Origin of the sequence: Chlamydia abortus, from assembly GCF_002895085.1 — a bacterium.
GTDB lineage: Bacteria > Chlamydiota > Chlamydiia > Chlamydiales > Chlamydiaceae > Chlamydia > Chlamydia abortus.
Genome location: NZ_CP024084.1, coordinates 1,015,803 through 1,035,540, shown reverse-complemented (window position 1 = coordinate 1,035,540; position 19,738 = coordinate 1,015,803). Strand labels below are relative to the sequence as shown.

The window sequence follows — 19,738 nt, the reverse complement described above, 5'->3', positions numbered from 1 at the left end:
TATCAATGACTAGTCAATTACAGGAGTAATAGTTAGTGCAACAAAGCGGGTGAAAATACAAGAGAAAAGGCCTGATAAAATTTTTCATTGATTTAGCATGGGTAAACAGGTACAAGTAAGCTGATTCAATCAGAACTCTATAATTTAGAGGAGAAATGCTCAATTTTCGCAAATTACGAAGGGATTTTACAGCTAACATTTTGCAAGATGGCAAGGAACTTTTTGACCAAGGAGCTGTGATTAATGCGAAAATCCTGTCTATGAATGGAGAATCAGTCTGCATAGGAGCGCAGGTTCGAGGGCTATATGACAACGTATATGAATGTGAAATAGAAGTTGACCGATCGAAATCCGATACCATAGATTCCAACTGTGACTGCTCTTATAACTATGATTGTCAGCATATAGTCGCGCTGCTGTTTTATTTAGAAAGGTATTTCAATGAAATGGTCGTGGCGTATTCTCAAGAAGCTAACTTAGAGACGAATCAAGAGATCAACGAAGATGTTAAAAAAGAGCTTCAGGAAACTTTTGTCGCTGCTGCAAATAGAGAAGAAGAAAGAAAAGACCGTGCTCATCAAAAAGAAATCTTAAGCGAGTACATTCATGCGGCTAACGTATTAAGCGCAAATCCATTTTTCCTTCCTCAGGAATATCTTGAGAAGAATTCTGCAGAGCTTGCTGTTTTATTTGTTGCTTCCAATGATGAAGTATTCCGTCCGAATCAGCATGTAGAATTTCAATTAGTGTTACGTTTTCCTGGGCGTTCTAAACCATTTTACATTTCAAATATTAAAACATTTTTGGAAGGAGTGTTGTATCAAGAGCCTATTATCTTGAACGGACGGCACTTCTTTTTCACCATGCAATCGTTTAATGCTTCTGATCGTAAGCTTATAGATTTGCTGATTCGTTATGTTCGTTATGCTAACCAACCGCCTGAAGAGAAATTGTTAAAATCTGCGTACCTTACGTTAACCTCTTTAGGTGTCATTTTAGCCAAGATGTATGAACATCAAATGGCGGATCGTGGAGGTTGTCAATCTGGAGAGAAAGAAAGTTTCTCAGGAATATTCTGTGGGAATCTTGAGGAGCCTTTATATTGGTCAGTGACTCCAGCTAAGATGAAGTTTGATTTAGACTTTTTCGATACTCCGTACAAAGCATTATTAATGACGCCATTGATCCTTGTGGATGATGACACCCTTCAGCCGGAGCAAGCGATTCTTTTGGAATCGAATGTTCCTGGTATTATCCATAACAATGTATACCACCATTTTGCTCCTCAGATTCGGCGTGCGCACTTACGTTCTTTCTCGAAGTTGCGTGATGTTACTATACCAGAAGCTTTATTTGGTTCTTTCCGCGAAAATGCTCTTCTTGTGTTTAAGGAATATGCAGAGGTTTCTAATGTCGAAGTTCTGAATTCATTTGTCACTCTTCCTTATGTTGAGGATGTTCGAGGTGAATGCAATATCAGTTACTTGGATGGAGAGTTAGAGGCAAAGTTGTATTTCATTTATGATGATCTTAGGGTTCCTGCTGTTCCTTTTTCTTTGCAATTTGATGAGATCCGTGCGTTTATTCGTGAAGATGGTATTCTAGCAAGAAATCTTGTTGAAGAGCGCAAGATCATAGACGAAGTCTTTTCTGGTTTTATTTATGACGAGCGGGACGGGGCTTTTCATGTAAAAAGTGAAAAGAAAATCGTAGAGTTTATGACAGAAACTATTCCGAATAACCAACACAGGATAACATTTAATTGTCCTGAGACCCTTTCGGATCAGTTTATTTATGATGAAACTGTCTTTGATCTTGCTTTCAGAGAAGGTTCTGAAGTCAATACTTATGAAGCAGAACTGAAAGTCAACGGTTACTTGAAAGGCATTAGCTTAGACCTGCTTTGGGATTGCATAAGTGCTAAGAAACGTTTCTTAGAGTTGCCAAAAAAAGGGCGGCATGTCAAGACGCGCAGAGGAAGAGCTTCAGGTTCTACAAAACTTCCTTGTATTTTGGTTTTAGACTTAGAGAAGATCTCTCCAGTAATTCAGATCTTTAATGAAATCGGTTTTAAAGTCTTGGATGATTTTGTAGAGAAGTGTCCTTTATGGAGTCTGACAGGGATTTCTCCAGGGCTATTCAAAGGTCTTCCGGTTAACTTCAAAATGACGAAAAAGTTGGCGGAAATACAAAAACAAATTCGTGGAGAAGTTGATTTTAAATTCCAAGAGGTTCCTGAGCAGATACAGGCAACATTGCGTAGTTATCAAACTGAAGGAATTCATTGGTTAGAACGTCTTAGAAAGATGCATCTCAATGGTATTCTTGCCGATGACATGGGGCTTGGAAAGACCTTACAAGCAATTATTGCGATTACGCAAAGTAAGTTAGAGAAGGGCAAGGGATGTTCGTTAATTGTCTGCCCGACTTCTTTGGTATACAATTGGAAAGAAGAGTTCCGTAAATTCAATCCGGAATTTAAGGCTGTGATTATTGATGGAGTCCCTTCACATAGACGTAGACAGCTGGCTACGTTGTCGGATTACGACGTTGCCATTACCTCGTATAACCTATTACAAAAGGATATCGATGTCTATAAGGATTTTGTCTTTGATTATGTAGTTTTAGATGAAGCGCATCATATTAAGAACCGTACAACGCGTAATGCGAAATCTGTAAAAATGATTCGTTCGGGGCATAGATTAATTCTCACGGGTACGCCGATTGAAAACTCTTTGGAAGAGTTGTGGAGTTTATTCGATTTCTTAATGCCCGGTTTATTAAGCAGTTACGATCGCTTTGTTGGTAAATACATCCGTACTGGCAACTATATGGGGAATAAGACCGACAATATGGTGGCGTTGAAGAAGAAGGTAGCACCATTTATTCTTCGTCGTATGAAAGAAGATGTCTTGGAAGATCTGCCTCCTGTTTCGGAGATTCTGTATCACTGTCATCTTACAGATTCGCAGAAAGAACTGTATCATTCTTACGCAGCTTCAGCGAAGAAAGAGCTTTCTCGTTTGGTGAAACAAGAAGGTTTTGATCGTATTCATATTCACGTTCTTGCCACACTTACTCGTTTAAAGCAGATCTGTTGTCACCCTGCTATTTTTGCCAAAGACGTTCCTGAGCCAGGAGATTCCGCAAAGTATGACTTGCTGATGGATCTTCTTTCTTCTCTTGTGGAGACAGGACATAAAACGGTCCTCTTTAGTCAGTACACCAAGATGTTGAGTATCATTAAAAAGGACTTAGAGGCGCGTGGAGTTCGTTTTGTTTATTTGGATGGTTCCACCAAGAACAGATTGGAAATAGTTAACCAGTTTAACGAGGATCCTGGCTTATTAGTCTTCTTGATTTCTTTAAAAGCGGGGGGAACGGGGTTGAACCTTGTTGGTGCGGATACAGTAATTCACTATGATATGTGGTGGAACCCTGCTGTAGAAAATCAGGCGACAGATCGTGTGCATCGTATAGGGCAGAATCGTTCGGTGTCTTCGTATAAGTTAGTTACGTTAAATACAATCGAAGAAAAAATTCTAACGCTGCAAAATAGGAAAAAGAGCCTTGTAAAGAAAGTGATCAACTCTGATGATGAAGTCGTTTCCAAGTTGACTTGGGAAGAAGTACTAGAATTGCTACAGATATGATGCTATGAGCCCACATCGAAGCTTATTTAAAATTAAGAATCTGTCTAATCGCTTGTACAACAAGACTCTAGGTCGTTTTGATAAAGTTTTCAACTTTTTTTCTGGTAATGTTGGCATCGATTTAGGAACAGCGAACACTTTAGTGTATGTTCGTGGGCGTGGTATTGTGCTCAGTGAGCCTTCTGTAGTCGCTGTAGATGCTCAAACTCACACGGTTCTTGCTGTTGGTCATAAAGCTAAGGCTATGTTGGGGAAAACCCCTCGTAAGATCATGGCTGTTCGTCCTATGAAAGACGGTGTGATTGCAGATTTTGAAATAGCGGAAGGCATGTTAAAAGCGTTAATCAAGCGTGTTACTCCTTCTCGTAGTATGTTTCGTCCACGAATTTTAATAGCTGTGCCTTCTGGGATCACTGGAGTTGAAAAGCGGGCTGTTGAAGACTCCGCTTTACATGCTGGAGCTCAAGAAGTCATTTTGATAGAGGAGCCGATGGCGGCAGCGATTGGAGTAGATCTTCCTGTTCATGAGCCCGCCGCCAGTATGATTATTGATATTGGTGGAGGAACCACTGAGATTGCTATCATCTCTTTAGGGGGGATAGTTGAGTCGCGTTCTTTACGTATTGCTGGCGATGAGTTTGATGAGTGCATTATCAATTACATGCGTCGTACGTATAACCTCATGATTGGCCCGCGCACTGCTGAAGAAATTAAGATTACTATTGGTTCTGCGTATCCCTTAGGAGATCATGAACTTGAAATGGAAGTTCGTGGTCGTGATCAAGTTGCCGGGTTACCTATTACAAAAAGGATTAATTCTGTAGAAATTCGTGAATGTTTAGCGGAGCCTATCCAACAAATTATTGAATGTGTCCGTTTAACTTTAGAGAAATGCCCACCTGAGCTTTCTGCGGATTTAGTTGAACGTGGCATGGTCTTAGCTGGAGGCGGGGCTTTAATCAAAGGTCTCGACAAGGCTTTGAGTAAAAACACGGGACTTTCTGTAATTACGGCACCTCATCCTTTACTTGCTGTGTGTTTAGGCACAGGCAAGGCTTTAGAACACCTAGATCAATTCAAGAAACGCAAAGGGAATATGGTATGACCAGTGTATGGAGTGAAGCAATTCAGCATAAAGATTTAAAACAATGGATCCAAGAAGTTGCTGAATTAGTAACTCCTAAGGACATACGTATATGCAATGGCTCTGATTCTGAATATGTTGAAATCTATGGCCTAATGCAACAATCAGGCGTGGCTATTCCTTTAAATCGTGATGTACATCCAAATTGTTTTCTAGTTCGCTCTTCTCCTGAAGACGTTGCTCGTGTTGAACAGTTTACTTTTATTTGCACGAAAGAACAAAAAGATGCGGGTCCGACGAATAACTGGCGTGATCCTGAAGAGATGCGTCAGGAGCTACATGGTCTATTCCGTGGCTGTATGCGCGGAAGAACACTCTATGTCGTTCCTTTTTGCATGGGACCTTTAAATTCTCCATTTTCTCTTATTGGTGTTGAAATTACGGACTCTCCTTATGTTGTGTGTTCTATGAAGATCATGACCCGTATGGGAGAAGAAGTATTAAAGGCTCTAGGAACCTCAGGGTCTTTCCATAAATGTTTGCATAGTGTGGGCGTTCCTTTGGCCCCCGGGGAAAAAGACTTAGCATGGCCGTGTAATCCTCAGCATATGCGTATTGTGCATTTCCAAGATGACAGTAGTGTGATGTCATTTGGTAGTGGTTATGGAGGCAATGCTTTACTTGGAAAGAAATGTGTGGCTTTGCGTTTAGCTTCATATATAGCGCGTTCGCAAGGTTGGCTTGCTGAGCATATGTTGATTATAGGCGTGACCAACCCTGAAGGTCAGAAGAAGTATTTTGCCGCATCTTTCCCGAGTGCGTGTGGTAAGACGAATTTAGCCATGTTAAAGCCGAAGATCCCTGGATGGAAAGTCGAATGTGTGGGTGATGATATTGCTTGGATACGCCCTGGCCCAGACGGAAGGCTCTATGCTGTAAATCCTGAATTTGGTTTTTTTGGTGTTGCTCCGGGAACATCGGCAACTACAAATCCTAATGCCTTAGCTACGTGCACCTCGAATTCCATCTTTACCAATGTTGCTTTGACTCCTGATGGAGATGTTTGGTGGGAAGGACTGACAAGTCAACCTCCTGAAGGTCTGATCGATTGGCAAGGGAAGCCTTGGAAACCAGGAGGGGCTCCTGCTGCACATCCGAATTCGAGGTTTACCACACCGGTGCAACAGTGTCCTGTTTTAGACCCTCAATGGAATAGTCCGGAAGGGGTACCGATAGAAGCAATGATTTTTGGTGGTCGTCGTTCTGAAACTATACCCTTAGTTTATGAAGCTTTAAGTTGGCAACATGGGGTCACCATTGGTGCAAGTATGTCTTCTGCAACTACTGCAGCGAGTGTTGGTGAGCAGGGTAAGTTACGCCATGATCCTTTTGCGATGTTGCCTTTCTGTGGTTACAACATGGCGCACTATTTTGATCATTGGTTATCTTTTGCTTCTAATACAAGTTTAAAATTACCAAAGATCTATGGTGTGAACTGGTTCCGCAAGGATAAGAACGGCAATTTTATCTGGCCTGGGTTTAGTGATAACCTTCGTGTGTTAGAATGGATTTTCCGCAGAACAAATGGTGAGGAGTCGATCGCTAAGAAAACGCCTATTGGTTACTTACCGGAAGAGTCTGCATTAAACTTAGAAGGGTTGAACTTATCTACGCAAGCTCTACAGGATCTACTATCTGTGGATGTTCCTGGATGGCTTAAGGAGGTTGCCAATGTGCGTGAGTATTGTAAGATCTTTGGGTCTGACCTTCCTCAAGCGATCACGGATGAATTATTCAGAATAGAAAACGAATTAAAAATAATTAAATAATCAAAGTTCTTTGTTATTTATGTTTTAGTTCGAAAGATAATTATTTTTTATTTTTGAAATATTTTTTTTATTTTAAAATTAGAAAAATAATTAATCTCTTCTGGATAAATCATAGTGACGATACAACCTTCTTATATCACTTTTAATCGCAATGTGACGGCGGCACTACTTGGTGATCAGGTAGATATGACAACGCCGTTTTCCAGTGCGGTCTTTCTTTTTCAAGAATTAGACCAAAAAGCTAGAGGATTAAAACACGCTCTTGGTTTGTTGCAAGAGACAGAATCTCAATTCCCTGTTGCACAAATGTCTTCGGGGCTGGTAGAGGATACTGTTTTTGATAATTTCTCTGATGGGAAAATTACTCTTCCTAAAGTTGCTTCAGATTCCAGTACAGTTGAAAATATCCTTAAAGATCCAAATCTTGCTGCTGCAAAAGTATATATAGAAGGTCTTGAAAAGAATTTTGAAGATTGGGTCAAACCTGTAGATCAAGGTGGACTCTTTGATTCTACAGAAGCTGAGAAAACTCTAGTTAGAGAATATCAAGTCAAGCTCAATACTTTAAAACAGGCATTTACTGCGGGATCTCCCTCAGAAAATCATTATAATTCATTATACGCTCTGTCTAAAGAGTTTGTAGCTGCAATAGAGAAATTACAGGGAAAAGAAGCCCCGCCAAAAAGTAAAGTGATTCATTTTTGGCAGAACATGATGGTCGTTTATAACGCCATGGTCTCTTTAGCCTATCCTGTATCTGAAGAACTCAACGTTAGACTTGCTGTATGTTCATTAAATATCGATGAAGCCAACAAAATCATCGAGCTTATGCGCCAGTTTGTAAGTTCTCTCAAGGACTTACTCAACCCTGCTTGGGATGTTTCCTCAGAGGCATCAGGTTTAAGTGGTTCAGGTTATAACGCTATACAAGGTGGTATGACCCGGAGCTACCTAGTCCTTGGTGGAGTGTATCGTATGCTGATGGAGAAGTATGCGGATAGTGTTACAGATCCTCTGCCTCAGGAAATTAAAGATGGGATATCTACTTTTATGACGTCCATGAATATTATGAGCATCAATGATGACGTTAAATTCGCGAATTTCTTAAGTTTACAATATGCTTATTTAGCTTGTGTGGCCCAATATGGAGTGAAGTCTTCCTCCCAAATATCGGATTATCAAAGAGCTCTGACACAAGAAAAAAATTATTGGAGCGAACGTGTGGTGACTAGATTTGATATCTCACAAGCACCTATGTCTAACTTTGTTTCTAATCCCCAGGCAGAGTATCAAGGGATCAAGTTATTTAATAATGGTACAACGAATCTTAACCCAGAGTTTTTCCAGAATTGTATTGAGTTAATGACTAAATCGAAAGTAGAGGCATCGCGTTCGGACTATGATTATGTTGTCGAGAAAATGAATGAAGGAATTGCGCAAATCCAAGGGCAGATTAATAAATGGACTCAAGAATCTGCGGAGCTGATGGCTCAGAAAGCTTCCATGGATCCTACAAAGTTGAATTACTTCACAAGCATGTCTGAGGGTAAAGATATTTTCGTCAAGACGTCTCCGATACAAATGGTTTATTCCTCTTTGCTTTTAGATAAGTATTTACCGAATCAGCAGCAAGTATTGGAGACTTTAGGGGTGCAGATGACATTCTCTAATAAAGCTGCTAAGTATATGAATCAAGTCATTCATCATATTACGAATTTCCAAACTTCGGATGTCTACTATTCTCTTGCGATATATTTACGTCAGATGAACCTTCAGGCTCTTACTGATGCCAAAGGTAAAGCCGAGAGTGTCTTGAGTAAGGAAAAGATACGTTGTCAAAGTGATATTGCGCGTTGTCAGAGAGCAAAAGAGGAACTCACAAAGATTTTAGCAAGCATTAATCAAGATAAAGAGTTAACCGCTTCTCAAGCACAAGAGCTCCGTCAGACTATTTCTGGATATCAATTTCAATTCGATGCTTTGATTCGTAATTTAGGAAATTTGTCTATTTTCCTAAATAACATGCAGTTTCAGCCTATAGATAATCCTGACGATCACGATGAAGCTTTTAAGATCTTGGTCAACGGCAAGGAGTCTGAGGATTGGCCGCGTTTTCTGGCTTCTTTTGAGAGTTTTGTTATTGAAGGTGGTGAAAATGGTGTTGTTCCTGGCGGGGAACAGCAGATTTTGCAGAGTTTAGAAGCTACCCAGTTGAATTTTACAACTTTTAACCAAAACCAACAGTTAGCTCTGCAGTTAGAGTCTTCCGCAATTCAACAAGAGTGGACTATGGTTAGTGCTGCTCTAGCATTAATGAATCAGATATTTGCGAAGTTAACACGTAGATTGAAATAGGAGCAGTTATGAGAAACTCCCCGATACAAGGTTACCAACAGCCCTATCAGATTTTTGAAGGTCCAAAATTTGCAGAGCGTCGTGTATCACCTGCAGAAGTTGCTGCTGATTATACAAAAATGAATGAAGTAGCTTCGCATCTAAAAATCATGCAAGATTTACTCAAGGAAGCGAGTGAATTGGGATTGCGTAGGGAATTTGTTTCATCTTTAAATCGTGATTTTTTAGATACAGGCTTTGAGATTGCGGTGATGCAGACAGTATTAACAGAAAAAGAGAATAAGGAGCTACGCAAGCAAGCAAATAAGATTTTCCAAGAGCATTTAGAAAGGACATCGCCTCAGGCTTTGACGACGGCTCCTGAGCTTGCTCCTGTTGAGGGTTCTATAGTCAATAAAATGCCTTTTCAATCGGCGTTTGCTTATATTCTTTTAGATAAATATATCCCTGCTCAAGAGACAGCTTTATATGCTTTAGGAAGGGAGCTGAACCTTTCAGGATATGCTCAGAATCTGTTTAGTCCGCTTTTAGAAGTTATTAAGACTTTCAACTCTGCTCCTATTATTTACAATTTAGGATCGTACATCTCTCAGACATCAGGAACGGCAAATTTTAAATTTGGCTATCAGATGATCGTAGATCGCTATGAAGAGGAACGTCTGCAGTTAAGAAATGATATTAAAAGTGCTGAGAATGCTCAGGCCCTATTGAAGCAAATTTCTAAAAACATTCAGGGGAATGCTACGCTGACTGATGATCAGAAAAAACAACTTCAGGATATCGTTAGCGGGTATGACAGCGAGTTAGTGATTATGTTAACACAGATGAAAAATCTGATGTTGAATCTAAACTCGCTGATTTTCATTCCTGGGAATAATGAGTATGAAGCTTCTTACAAGATTATGGGGTTGGATTTTTCTATAATTACATTACAAGATTTAGAGCATAAGGTTGTTGATGGTGAGATAGATATCGCTACAGGAACAGCTAAAGGAGGCTTACTTAATTTCTTTAACACTTGCCTTGCTGACGTACAAAATTATGGAGACCTTGCGCAAACACACCAATTGATGTTGGAGCTTCAGATGCGTGCTATGCAGCAAGAGTGGAGCTTAATAGCAGCATCATTGAAACTGATACATAACGTGTATCGTACGTTAATTAGTTCTTATTAGAATTGGAGACCTGCGGTTACATTTATGGCGCGTTGGCAACCCCAACGACCTTCAACATTATAGAAAAAGTTGTCAGACGCGCAGCAAGTAGCCCCACAGCAAAAGTTTACTCGGTGGAAGTTATTGATTTTGCGCACTTTAAACTTCAAGTTGGTGAATTGGCTTTCCAAACGTTTGAAACTATCGGCAGGGGCTTGCCTTGAAGCATTCCCTACAGAAGCGGAAATATAAGGAAGAATGTAATCGTTTACATAGGTGGTAATGCCGATATTTGCCGACCATTCTTTATAGCTGATTTTTCCTTTAGAGTCTTCGAAGTACACTTCAGGGTTGGCTTGACTATTCACAACAATGTAGTTGACTGGACATGCGGCATGACGATAATCCGCACCAATACCTATGAAAGAAATCCCATCTTTCCAAAGGATCTTTTTCAAACTTAGATCCCAAACGAAACCATAATTGCTTTGAACTTCTACTAAACCGTCGGTAACTTGCGATTCGGAGGCTAGAGGAGAAGAGGTATAATCTCGGTAAGCGTTCAGGGGAAGACGGTAGTATTGTTTTAAGCCACCGATTTTCACATCAAAACTAATGTCTAAAAGGGGGATAGCTGCTGGTGAAGTATCTTGGATAGCTACTGAGGCAAAGACACAGCTAGAGCTCACTTTAGAATCATTTAAATTAAAATCGAAGTCTTTGGTTGTTGAGGTGACTGTAGGCGAGGGACCTGTGTTCATTGTAGTCACTGAGGTCACTACGGGAACATTACTTATACGCGCACTTTCTGAAAAAACATAATCACCGGAAAATCCTATTTTTAAGCTGCCGGTCAGTGCTGCAAAGAGATTGTAGCTATTGCAGATTTCAAAAGCACACATTCCCTTTTGTTCAGGATTAATATTAGGAATTACAGGACTTGCAGGATTCCCCGATGGCATAGCATTAAGGGCAAAGGAGGAGAACATTCTTGATAAAGCTAGGAGAGAAAATGATGCTAAACGTAGGTGCTTTTTCAGCTTGCTATTCATTTAGTAGATGACCTTATTTACTATGCGTTATAAATTCATCTTTAACAAATGGTAAAAAAATGTACAAATGAAAACTCAGTAGGAGGAGCCTTCTGTCTAAGGAGATGAGCAAATAGAGCCTATCTCCATGTTTAAAGATATTCTTCCTTAGTATTTCTTTGTAAGAGTGCAGCGATACCTTCTTTGATATCGAGATTTTCATATAAAACGCGGTAGATGCCTGTAGTGATCGGCATATCGATTTTATGATGTTTAGCAATTTGATATGCGGAAAGGGCTGTATACGCACCTTCTACAACCATGCCGATTTCTGCTTTTGCTTGTTCGAGAGTGAATCCCTGAGCTATGAGCTTCCCAAACCTCGTGTTTCTACTTAGTGAAGAAAAACAGGTTGTACAAAGATCTCCAAGGCCGGCTAAGCCATAGAGCGTATCGGGGCGGCAGTCCATGATCGTGGCAAATTTGCGTATTTCATGAAGACCACGAGTGACTAATCCTGACTTAGCGTTATCTCCAAATTGGAATCCATCAGAAATCCCACAGGCAATAGCGATGATATTTTTTAGAGCACCACCGAGAGCTACGCCTTTAAGATCACTGTTGGGATACACACGAAACTTCGGGGTGAGAAAAGCATGATGTATTTTTTTCAAGGTGTCAGGGTCATACGCACTGATGACAACAGAACAAGGACAGCCTTTAAGGACTTCTCTTGCTATAGAAGGCCCGCTGAGATAACCGAGATATCGGGAAGCCTGGCTGCCGAAAATCTCCACAACGATTTCACTGAGGAGGAGTCCGGTATGCTGCTCAATACCTTTAGAGGTAATGACAAAAGGCACCTTGAGGTCGGTAATTGTTTTTAGCTGTTTAGATACTGGGCGTATTCCTGCGGAAGAGACCGCCTCCACAATCATGGAAGCACCGTCCACCGCCTCCACCATATCTGTAGTGAATGACAAATTCGGATGGATTGGCATATCAGGAGCTTGGGGATGCCGGTGCTCAGTTTGTAGTTGCGCAACTAATTCAGGATTACGAGCCCATCCTACTACACGATAACCCTTATGCGCTAATAAGGAAGCAAGGCAAAATCCCCAAATGCCCATACCTAAGTAGGCAATTTTCTCTTTCATGAGGCCTCAAAAAATGGTTCCTCGAAAAACGCTTTATTTTCCCAGTGTAGGGAAGTAGAGGTTGAAGGATAATAAAAATCGGCTTCTAATTCAAATGTTGTGTTTGGAGAAAGTTTTTTCCCAGTAACTTTATGGAAGATTTGACGTTCCCTAGCGGAAAGAGCTTCTCTGACAGTAGCAGGACTATGGTTGCCTTCAAGATTTTTTAGTGGTGCGAAACATTCTTGACGGGGGTACACAAGCGTTTGGCAACGTTCGCTATAGCAAAAGAGGTCGAAGATAAATTCTTCGAATTTCCAAGAGTTTTTCTCTGAGGAATATAGCCCTAACTGTTTTGCATGTTTATGAGCTTTATAAAGAGGAAGTTCGCGCATGGCCGCATGGGCAATGAAATCCATAGATAAGCAATAGAGACCGATATTGGCTAGGCAATACTTTAGCGTGCCATCCGAGTTCGTAGCAAATCTTTCATTTTGGGGTATTTCAGAATATTCAATGACGGAGGTTTTCCCAGAGTCATTAGATTTGACTAAGATGCCCACATCTTCAATCGCGGTTTGTCGTAAAGCAGCTTTAATAGTGACATCGTTATTTTCCATACCATGGAATCCACAAAGTTCTACATCAAAAGGTAGGGCTAGAGGATTGTCGATAGGGATCACGCTCACCATTTCAATTCCTGCTTTCTTCCATTTTTCCCATAACCCTGAGGTATAGAGAAGAGTTGCTAGGCAACCATTTCCATTAGGCCCTAAGGATAAAGTGTCCGTATCCTCAAGGAACAGATCGCCCGATAAGGATAATAAAGGCCAAAGAGGTTGGCAGAAAAAGTCTACTTGGTTGGGATCAAGATGGAAATAATCATTAGATTCGAAATAGGAACGCGTCTGACGATTATTTAGAGGTGATGTCATAAAAGCTAAAGGCAAAGGTTGATTTGCCAGTTTGCTTGCTGCACAGACTTTTTCAGCAACAAGCTGGAATAAGGGCTTCTTTTTGATAGGAGATACAGGGAACAAGCCTTTAGGTCCGTCACATTTCAATCTAGATCCTTGGCCTCCAGCAAGAACAACACAAGCGACTTTCTTTTCCTTGAGGAGATTTGTCCCTACTTGAGTTCTTTCAGGATCTTCTCCTGAGGAAGTGAAAGAGGTTAAGGGATGAAAATCTTTTAGGATAGGTCTTGGAGAAGTGATCAGTTGTCTTTGTTTATGGAAAAGGTCTATGTCTATAGACGAAATTTGGTGATAGAGACGCTGTTGTTGTTTTTGAGAAAGGGACGACCACGAATCTAATAAATGCTCCTGATTAATAGACTTGAGTTTTTCTGTTAGTGAAGACATGTCCACGACAGACGGGAAGGTTACAGAGTCGGTCATTACAGTTAGCCTTGCGTTCCTATCTCTTGATATTTAGAATACTTATTATTCTTGATCTTTTCGATGATTTTTCTACGGTTAATTAATTCTAGTAATTTACTTTGATGCTCTTGTAGGCGATTACACGAGATATCGTGTTGTTTATAAATAGAGACTTGTAATGTTTGCAAGTGTTCTAAAAGTGAATTGTAATGCTCGATGTTATTTCGGTATAAAAACTGCTCCTTCCTGACTTTAGAAACTAGCGTCATGCGCTCTTTTATATTAACAAGCTCTTGAGATAGATAATGCTTTTCACTTTTAAAGTGTCGTACTTTTAATAAAGAATGATAAATTTCTATCTTGGATAGGCTAGATAAGGCTGCTAATTTCTTATTCAAGATTTACCAAAGCCTCCAACTCTTTCAAAGTATTTTCCAACTGACAGTAACTGGACAAAGGCTGCGAAAGGAAGTTTTTTATGCTAGGAAGGATTTTTACAGCATCATCGAGATCTTTATCGTGTCCGGGACTGTAGGCTCCTAAATGGATAATATCTAAAGCTTCTTGATATGTTTTGAGTAAGCTACGCAGCTTTTCCGCAGCTGCATAGTGATGAGGAAGGGCAAGTTTTTTCGCCGATCTTGATAAGCTAAGAAGAATATCAATAGAGGGAGAGGCTAGAGCTTTCCCCTGATGCGTAAGGAAGAAATGCCCATCTAAGAGAGATTTAAGATAATCAGTAAAAATATCCGGATGGTTGGGATAGTATAAAATAGCATAAAGAGCTGTTATCGAACCGCGTTCGTTATTTCCAGCACGTTCTGTAAATTCAGAAACATGATGGAAAACAGAGGCGGCATAATGGTGTGCTGCTAGTGTTTCTCCTGTTGCCAACGCAACTTCTTGTAGTGCGGCTATCCATCGTGATAGCGAGTCCATAATAAATAACACATCATGTCCTTGATCTCGGAAATATTCCGCGATAGTCATGGCAGCACGCCCGGAAATCACTTTTGTAGGTGCTGTTTCATGTGCGGGAGAGGCAACAATGATGGTCCGATGATGTTTTAGTCCTGAAGCATGTTGTTCTATATACTCACGAACTTCACGTCCTCTTTCGCCAATCAGGGCAATGACATTAATAGTAGATTTTGATCCTGACGCAATGGCGGATAATAGTGAAGATTTCCCACTTCCCGGTTCTGAAAATACTCCGATGCGTTGTCCTTTCCCCAAGGTTAAAAATGCATCGATTGCCTTAATCCCTGTAGGGAAAATCTCTTGAATAGGTTGACGTGACATGGGAGATGGAGGCGGAGAAATTAACGGTTTTATCTGTGTTTTTGGGAGACTTTCTTTGTTGTCCAAAGGGTTCCCAAATCCATCAATAACACGACCAAGAAGATGATCCGAGAGGTGGAGTGAGGGTGGACGACGTAGGGGAAGCACTTCCGAACCTAAAGCCACATGATGCATAGGAGATAGGGACATGAGCAATGTTGTTTGGTTATGGAAACCGATAACTTCAGCAAGTATATCGGGATATTTGGGAGTGCAGATGCGGCAGAGTTCTCCGAGACATGCAGAAAGCCCCTGAACTTCTAAGAGATTTCCAGAAACCCTAGAAAGCAGTCCACACGTACGGTAAGGCTGCCAATAGTGCAGTTGGGATTTTTCGTAGTTTAAATGTGTCATACTGTTAAAACAGAAAGCAAATGATCTAGTTCTTCTCCAATTTCTTGTCTTAGGATTCCTGAGGGAACCTCCATTTTATAGCTGGATTTTTTGCAAGAGATGTCGGGGAGAAACTCTGCATGTTTAATCATGGGGATTTCATGCGTGGCTATCCAATCATTTAGTTTCTTATGGTCTTCAGGATGAAGGAAAATCTTTACCGGAGATAAAGATCGTAAGGAGGTATGCTGTTGTAGAGCTGACGAAATCAAAAGCGCAAGCTCTTCCACATTATCTAATTTTTTATAGAGGAATTTTTCGCAGGTAAGAATAGCGAGTTCTACAAGGTCAGGTTTGAGTTGTTGAGGGATTTTCTCTATTTCAGAGAGCATACGGATCGATAGCTTTCGGAATATCTGAATTAGAGATAATAGTTCTTGAAATGCCTTATCATATCCCGAGGCTTCTCCTTCTGAAAAACCTTGGGAGAATCCTGCGTCCCAGTCTGTAGTTTTTTCTGGGGAATCTTCAGTATCTGAAAGCGAACCAGGGGATTGAGACATCGTCACAAGATATACCTAATTCTTAATGTTTATAATTTCAGTACTTGGTGTTTTATATCTTCAGGTAAATGTTTGAAGATCTCGTCGGCTTTTTTAGGATCCAAATACGAGAGAATTAACCTGATTTTCTCAGGAGACTCTTTTTGTAGTATCTCTACCAGCTTTGTAATATTTATGCCTTGTTTTATTTTTTTCGATTCTGAGGGAATACATTCATAAGCATAGAAAGCAAGATAGAAGCTTGCCAAAGCAATGATCCCTAAACTAGAAAGTAAAATCGTTCCTCCAACGAGGAGCTTATAGGAAAGACGATCCTTTTTTATGGTTTGTGAGAAAGGGAATTTCTCAATAACAATAGGTTGGGCGGGGCCACAGATTTTCTTCAGGTGTTCTTCCGCATGAAGCAAAAATGTTGTTCTTTTTTCTTTTGGAAACTTTGCTAGGTATTTCTCATTAATTGTTAGCTGGATCCCTGGAGTGTTGTTTGCTAGGCAAGCTAAAGCAAAGTGTTCTTTAGGGAAAATTTTCCCTAAATATTGTTCGCATGCAGAGAGCAATAGAGAATTTGTAGAGAGCTCCCCCGGAGAATATGTATTTCCTAAATTATCCGACAAGGTAATGTGCTCTTTAGTTAATCCCGGCACGCTACTGGATAAGTAATCAGTAATGGATTGCAATAGAGGTAATGAAAACATTTCATTTTTATGAGAGGAGAGAATCACCGATACTTGAGGCACAATATGAGGATCGTCTTCCGTAGGAAGAGATAGAGCAACAGTAGCATGAGCTACCGGTTGAAACATAGTGAGGTCTCTTTCTAACTGTTCTTTTTTTGCTAAGGATTCTAACAATTTTGGATGTGCCACTTGGCTCAGCTTAAGCCATCCCGAGGTTTTTTTTTCAGGTGGAGAGGGAAAATCAGGAGAGTTAGACGCGTTATTCCTAAAAAAGATTGCGCCCCCTAAAGCCGAAAAAACAAGTAAGATGCCTAAGGGAGAGATGCCTAATGAAGCAACTTTCTTTTTCAGGAATTGGAAAAACACAATAATCCTCAGGAAAAAATAATGAAATCATTATAGAGTTATTAACATTTTATTATTCTTTATCAAAAGATACGAATTATTGACAATTCACGAACTTTAAAAGTTAATTAGTTTCGTCGGAGTATTGAGACATAGAAAAATCTAAAGAGGCCTCATTTACTTTAATTTGCAATTCAGAATAAACGTAGGCACGTAAAAGTTGGCCTATAGAATTCAATGTAGATCCTATAGCAGAAAAACATCCAGAACAATTTCCTGCATAGGCAATTGTTACGATATTTCCTTCCAGTTTTTCAATAAGTACACTACCACCATCAAGAGCTACGTAGGGAGAGATTTTATCTTCGGTGATTGTACGTAGAGCATGTAGTCGTGATTCTACGGACAGAGCTTCCCAGGCTTCTTGAGTATAAGGATTAGCGTCTTCGATCTCTGAAGGTAAGAAAGATTCTTTGAGAGGAAGGGAACCATCCTCAAGAGGAATTTCCATGCATTGTTCTGCAGCAATATCCAAAGCATCGATGATACTGTGGTACAGAGACGAGCTATTTTCTGGAAGGGCAGGTTTGCTGGGATGAGAGCGGAGTTCGGTGTCGATAGAGTTCACCGTAAGGTTATAGGCTTGTGCGTAGGTTTTGCCAATAACTAAATTACACGTAGCTTCAGCAAGGACGAGTAAAAAGGGATGGCCAAAATATTGGAATTTAGCGTCCATAATTTTTCCATTTACCTTATCGATCAACCAATAGAATATGACGTAATTCCCCATGAGGCGATGGCCTTGACTGCCGATAATCAGATGAGCCCCTTTACTTTCTGCATCTTCAGCGGAAAATGTTCCCCCACAGTAAAACTTGTGAAACTTCTTCATCACTTTTGGAGATACGTTTGCCCAAGAGGCGACAGGTTGAAATGGAATTGTCATACGGAGCTCGCAATTGCAGATTTTAGGTGGGCAATACCCTCTTGGATAACATGCCCTAAGGTAGTAAACTGTTCATCTTTCGTTCTCTCTGTAAAGGAAAAGTGTAGGGTACTATGACAGAGAAAAGGCGATACACCACAATTTTGTAAGATTTGAGATATAGGTTGGAAGCGTTCGTAACCCAGCCCGGGATAGATGCCTTGTTGATGCAGGAAGAAAGCTAAGCTCTCTGCAGGGGTATCCTCTATAGCGGCGAGCATGACATTGGGAAGTTTATTTTCTAACTCAGGGAAAAGAAATTGCACGTCAGGACACGCTGCTTGGAGTTCTTTCGTCAGTTTGCTTCTTAGATTTATCGATTGTAAGATGAGTGAGGACAAAGAAGATGCGCGTTCTTGACAAGCCGTTTTCATCGCGGCTACAGAACCTAAACACAATGTTCCTGGAGAGTTAGAAGGTAACCATAAATCGAAAAACTTACTCAGGGATTTTTTAATGAACATTCCTCCGATGTTCCCAATGCCTCCTAAAGCTAGAGAAGAAAACGTTAGGATATCGGCATGCAGCATTTCTGGAGTTACCGTGGCACGTCCTAAAATATCAGAGAGATCTAAGTGCAAGATAACCCCCCGATCCTGACATAAGGGCTGTAATGTCTCTATAGGTTCGATCAGCCCCGTCATGCCGTTAGCTGCAGATAATGAAAATAATAAAGTGCGTGGTGTTAATGCTTCTGTAAGTTGTTCCGGAGAGAGTCTTCCCGACGAGTTGATCGTTACCCAATCATAAGTAGTTCCCAAACCTTGGCGGCGGCAAATCGCGTCGATATGATATTGCTGTTCATGAGAAGAAATCAGAAGGTGATTCCTCCCCTGGAAAAAAGTCAGATTCTCTAATAATGCCGCTACAATAATCATAACAGCATGAGGGAAATGTGGAAGAAAATGAAACGTGTGCGTTTCTTTAGAACAACCGACCAGCTTACGGACAGCCTCTTCAGTTTCATTCAGGAGCTTGATTGCTGAAGAGGGTATCAAGGAAAAGGGATCGGCATAGGTTTCAAAGCTCCCCCTCACTGAAGCAGAAGGAGGAATCGCTTGTTGGTTGTTTAACCAAATAACTCTGGATGTCGTTCGAATGTGTGACCGGTCCATAAATATACTATGGGTTTTCCTGTAGGTAACTCCAAGGAGTGTACCTCTTCTTCACTTAATTTTTCTATATCCATAATGAGTGAACGTAAGGAATTTCCATGTGCAGATACAAATACATTTTTTGAATTCTGCAACAAAGGGAAAATAGTTTCCTGAAAATAGGGGATGGTGCGTTGCCCAGTATCATAAAGACTTTCGCCATTAGGAGGGGCGGTCTTATAACTACGTCGCCACAATTTTACTTGCTCCTCCCCAAATTGCTCAGCGGTTTTTTTTTTATTTTTTCCTTGGAGTTCCCCGTACATTCTTTCATTGAGTGCGCTAGAACGGTACAGTGGGATCATGTGGTTGACTTCATCACTATAGATCTTACTCATGTGCTTTTGTTCAGGATCATCGTGAACAATGTAAGGGATTTTTTTAGAGTTGTGATGCGTCATAGCAAGCAATGCCGTCATTAAACTTCGCACAAGAGAGGAGGTAAAGATGCAATCTATGGGAAGGTCTTTGATGGCTTCGCCTGCAAGCATTGCTTCGTCAATACCTTTTTGACTTAGGGGAATATCCACCCATCCTGTAAAAAGGTTTTTTTCATTCCAGACGGATTTCCCGTGTCGTAATAAGATAAGAAAGGCCATGGCTTCTTGAGTAATGAGATTAAGAAAACTAGCATAGGAACAAAAAAACTTTTGTCCAGAAGAAAGATTTTCCCCAGACAACATTTTTTTATAATAAAGAAAGGTAGACCTCTATTG

The 19,738-nt window shown here is 40.5% G+C and carries 15 protein-coding genes; 5 read left to right on the top strand and 10 right to left on the bottom strand.

Features of this window, described 5'->3' with window-relative positions; translation table 11 throughout:
• Window positions 1-155 precede the first annotated feature (155 nt).
• The 5 genes from CHAB577_RS04655 (at window position 156) to CHAB577_RS04635 (ending at window position 10,096) form a co-directional block, all read left to right on the top strand.
• Entirely contained in the window at window positions 156-3,653 is a 3,498-nt protein-coding gene (locus tag CHAB577_RS04655; protein WP_011097401.1) for a DEAD/DEAH box helicase, read from the top strand.
• A 4-nt stretch (window positions 3,654-3,657) separates the two neighbouring features.
• Entirely contained in the window at window positions 3,658-4,758 is a 1,101-nt protein-coding gene (locus tag CHAB577_RS04650; protein WP_006343575.1) for a rod shape-determining protein, read from the top strand.
• Complete coding sequence (locus CHAB577_RS04645) at window positions 4,755-6,566, top strand: phosphoenolpyruvate carboxykinase (GTP) (protein ID WP_011097399.1); 1,812 nt, start codon at window positions 4,755-4,757, stop codon at window positions 6,564-6,566. Before CHAB577_RS04650 ends, CHAB577_RS04645 begins: the two co-directional genes overlap by 4 nt.
• 114 nt (window positions 6,567-6,680) lie before the next feature.
• Window positions 6,681-8,921 (top strand): CT620/CT621 family type III secretion system effector, encoded by a 2,241-nt coding sequence (locus CHAB577_RS04640; protein ID WP_006344486.1) that lies wholly within the window; start codon window positions 6,681-6,683, stop codon window positions 8,919-8,921.
• 8 nt (window positions 8,922-8,929) lie between these two features.
• Window positions 8,930-10,096, top strand: a complete 1,167-nt coding sequence (locus CHAB577_RS04635; protein WP_011097398.1) for a CT620/CT621 family type III secretion system effector — start codon at window positions 8,930-8,932, stop codon at window positions 10,094-10,096.
• On the opposite strand, the gene CHAB577_RS04630 is transcribed toward CHAB577_RS04635, so the two are convergent.
• The 10 genes from CHAB577_RS04630 to CHAB577_RS04585 form a co-directional block, all read right to left on the bottom strand.
• Complete coding sequence (locus CHAB577_RS04630) at window positions 10,093-11,127, bottom strand: membrane protein (RefSeq protein ID WP_011097397.1); 1,035 nt, start codon at window positions 11,125-11,127, stop codon at window positions 10,093-10,095. The two genes, CHAB577_RS04635 and CHAB577_RS04630, sit on opposite strands and share 4 nt — an antisense overlap.
• A 131-nt stretch (window positions 11,128-11,258) precedes the next feature.
• Window positions 11,259-12,263 carry an NAD(P)H-dependent glycerol-3-phosphate dehydrogenase gene (locus tag CHAB577_RS04625; RefSeq protein ID WP_011097396.1) on the bottom strand — a complete coding sequence of 335 codons (1,005 nt, stop codon included), beginning with the start codon at window positions 12,261-12,263 and terminating at the stop codon, window positions 11,259-11,261.
• Window positions 12,260-13,642, bottom strand: coding sequence for a UTP--glucose-1-phosphate uridylyltransferase (locus CHAB577_RS04620; RefSeq protein WP_011097395.1), 1,383 nt, complete (start codon window positions 13,640-13,642; stop codon window positions 12,260-12,262). Before CHAB577_RS04620 ends, CHAB577_RS04625 begins: the two co-directional genes overlap by 4 nt.
• 5 nt (window positions 13,643-13,647) lie before the next feature.
• Complete coding sequence (locus CHAB577_RS04615; RefSeq protein WP_011097394.1) at window positions 13,648-14,022, bottom strand: hypothetical protein; 375 nt, start codon at window positions 14,020-14,022, stop codon at window positions 13,648-13,650.
• On the bottom strand, window positions 14,015-15,319 hold the full coding sequence (locus tag CHAB577_RS04610; protein ID WP_006344480.1) for a FliI/YscN family ATPase: 1,305 nt from the start codon (window positions 15,317-15,319) through the stop codon (window positions 14,015-14,017). The genes CHAB577_RS04615 and CHAB577_RS04610 overlap by 8 nt, the downstream gene beginning before the upstream one ends.
• Window positions 15,316-15,861 (bottom strand): FliH/SctL family protein, encoded by a 546-nt coding sequence (locus CHAB577_RS04605; protein WP_172600730.1) that lies wholly within the window; start codon window positions 15,859-15,861, stop codon window positions 15,316-15,318. The genes CHAB577_RS04610 and CHAB577_RS04605 overlap by 4 nt, the downstream gene beginning before the upstream one ends.
• A 29-nt stretch (window positions 15,862-15,890) precedes the next feature.
• On the bottom strand, window positions 15,891-16,904 hold the full coding sequence (locus CHAB577_RS04600; RefSeq protein WP_011097392.1) for a type III secretion system protein: 1,014 nt from the start codon (window positions 16,902-16,904) through the stop codon (window positions 15,891-15,893).
• Window positions 16,905-17,007: 103 nt separating this feature from the next.
• Window positions 17,008-17,829 (bottom strand): NifU family protein, encoded by an 822-nt coding sequence (locus tag CHAB577_RS04595; protein WP_011097391.1) that lies wholly within the window; start codon window positions 17,827-17,829, stop codon window positions 17,008-17,010.
• Window positions 17,826-18,983 carry an aminotransferase class V-fold PLP-dependent enzyme gene (locus CHAB577_RS04590; RefSeq protein WP_011097390.1) on the bottom strand — a complete coding sequence of 386 codons (1,158 nt, stop codon included), beginning with the start codon at window positions 18,981-18,983 and terminating at the stop codon, window positions 17,826-17,828. The genes CHAB577_RS04595 and CHAB577_RS04590 overlap by 4 nt, the downstream gene beginning before the upstream one ends.
• Window positions 18,938-19,621 carry a 2,3-bisphosphoglycerate-dependent phosphoglycerate mutase gene (locus CHAB577_RS04585; RefSeq protein WP_006344475.1) on the bottom strand — a complete coding sequence of 228 codons (684 nt, stop codon included), beginning with the start codon at window positions 19,619-19,621 and terminating at the stop codon, window positions 18,938-18,940. Before CHAB577_RS04585 ends, CHAB577_RS04590 begins: the two co-directional genes overlap by 46 nt.
• Between the last annotated feature and the right edge of the window lie 117 nt (window positions 19,622-19,738).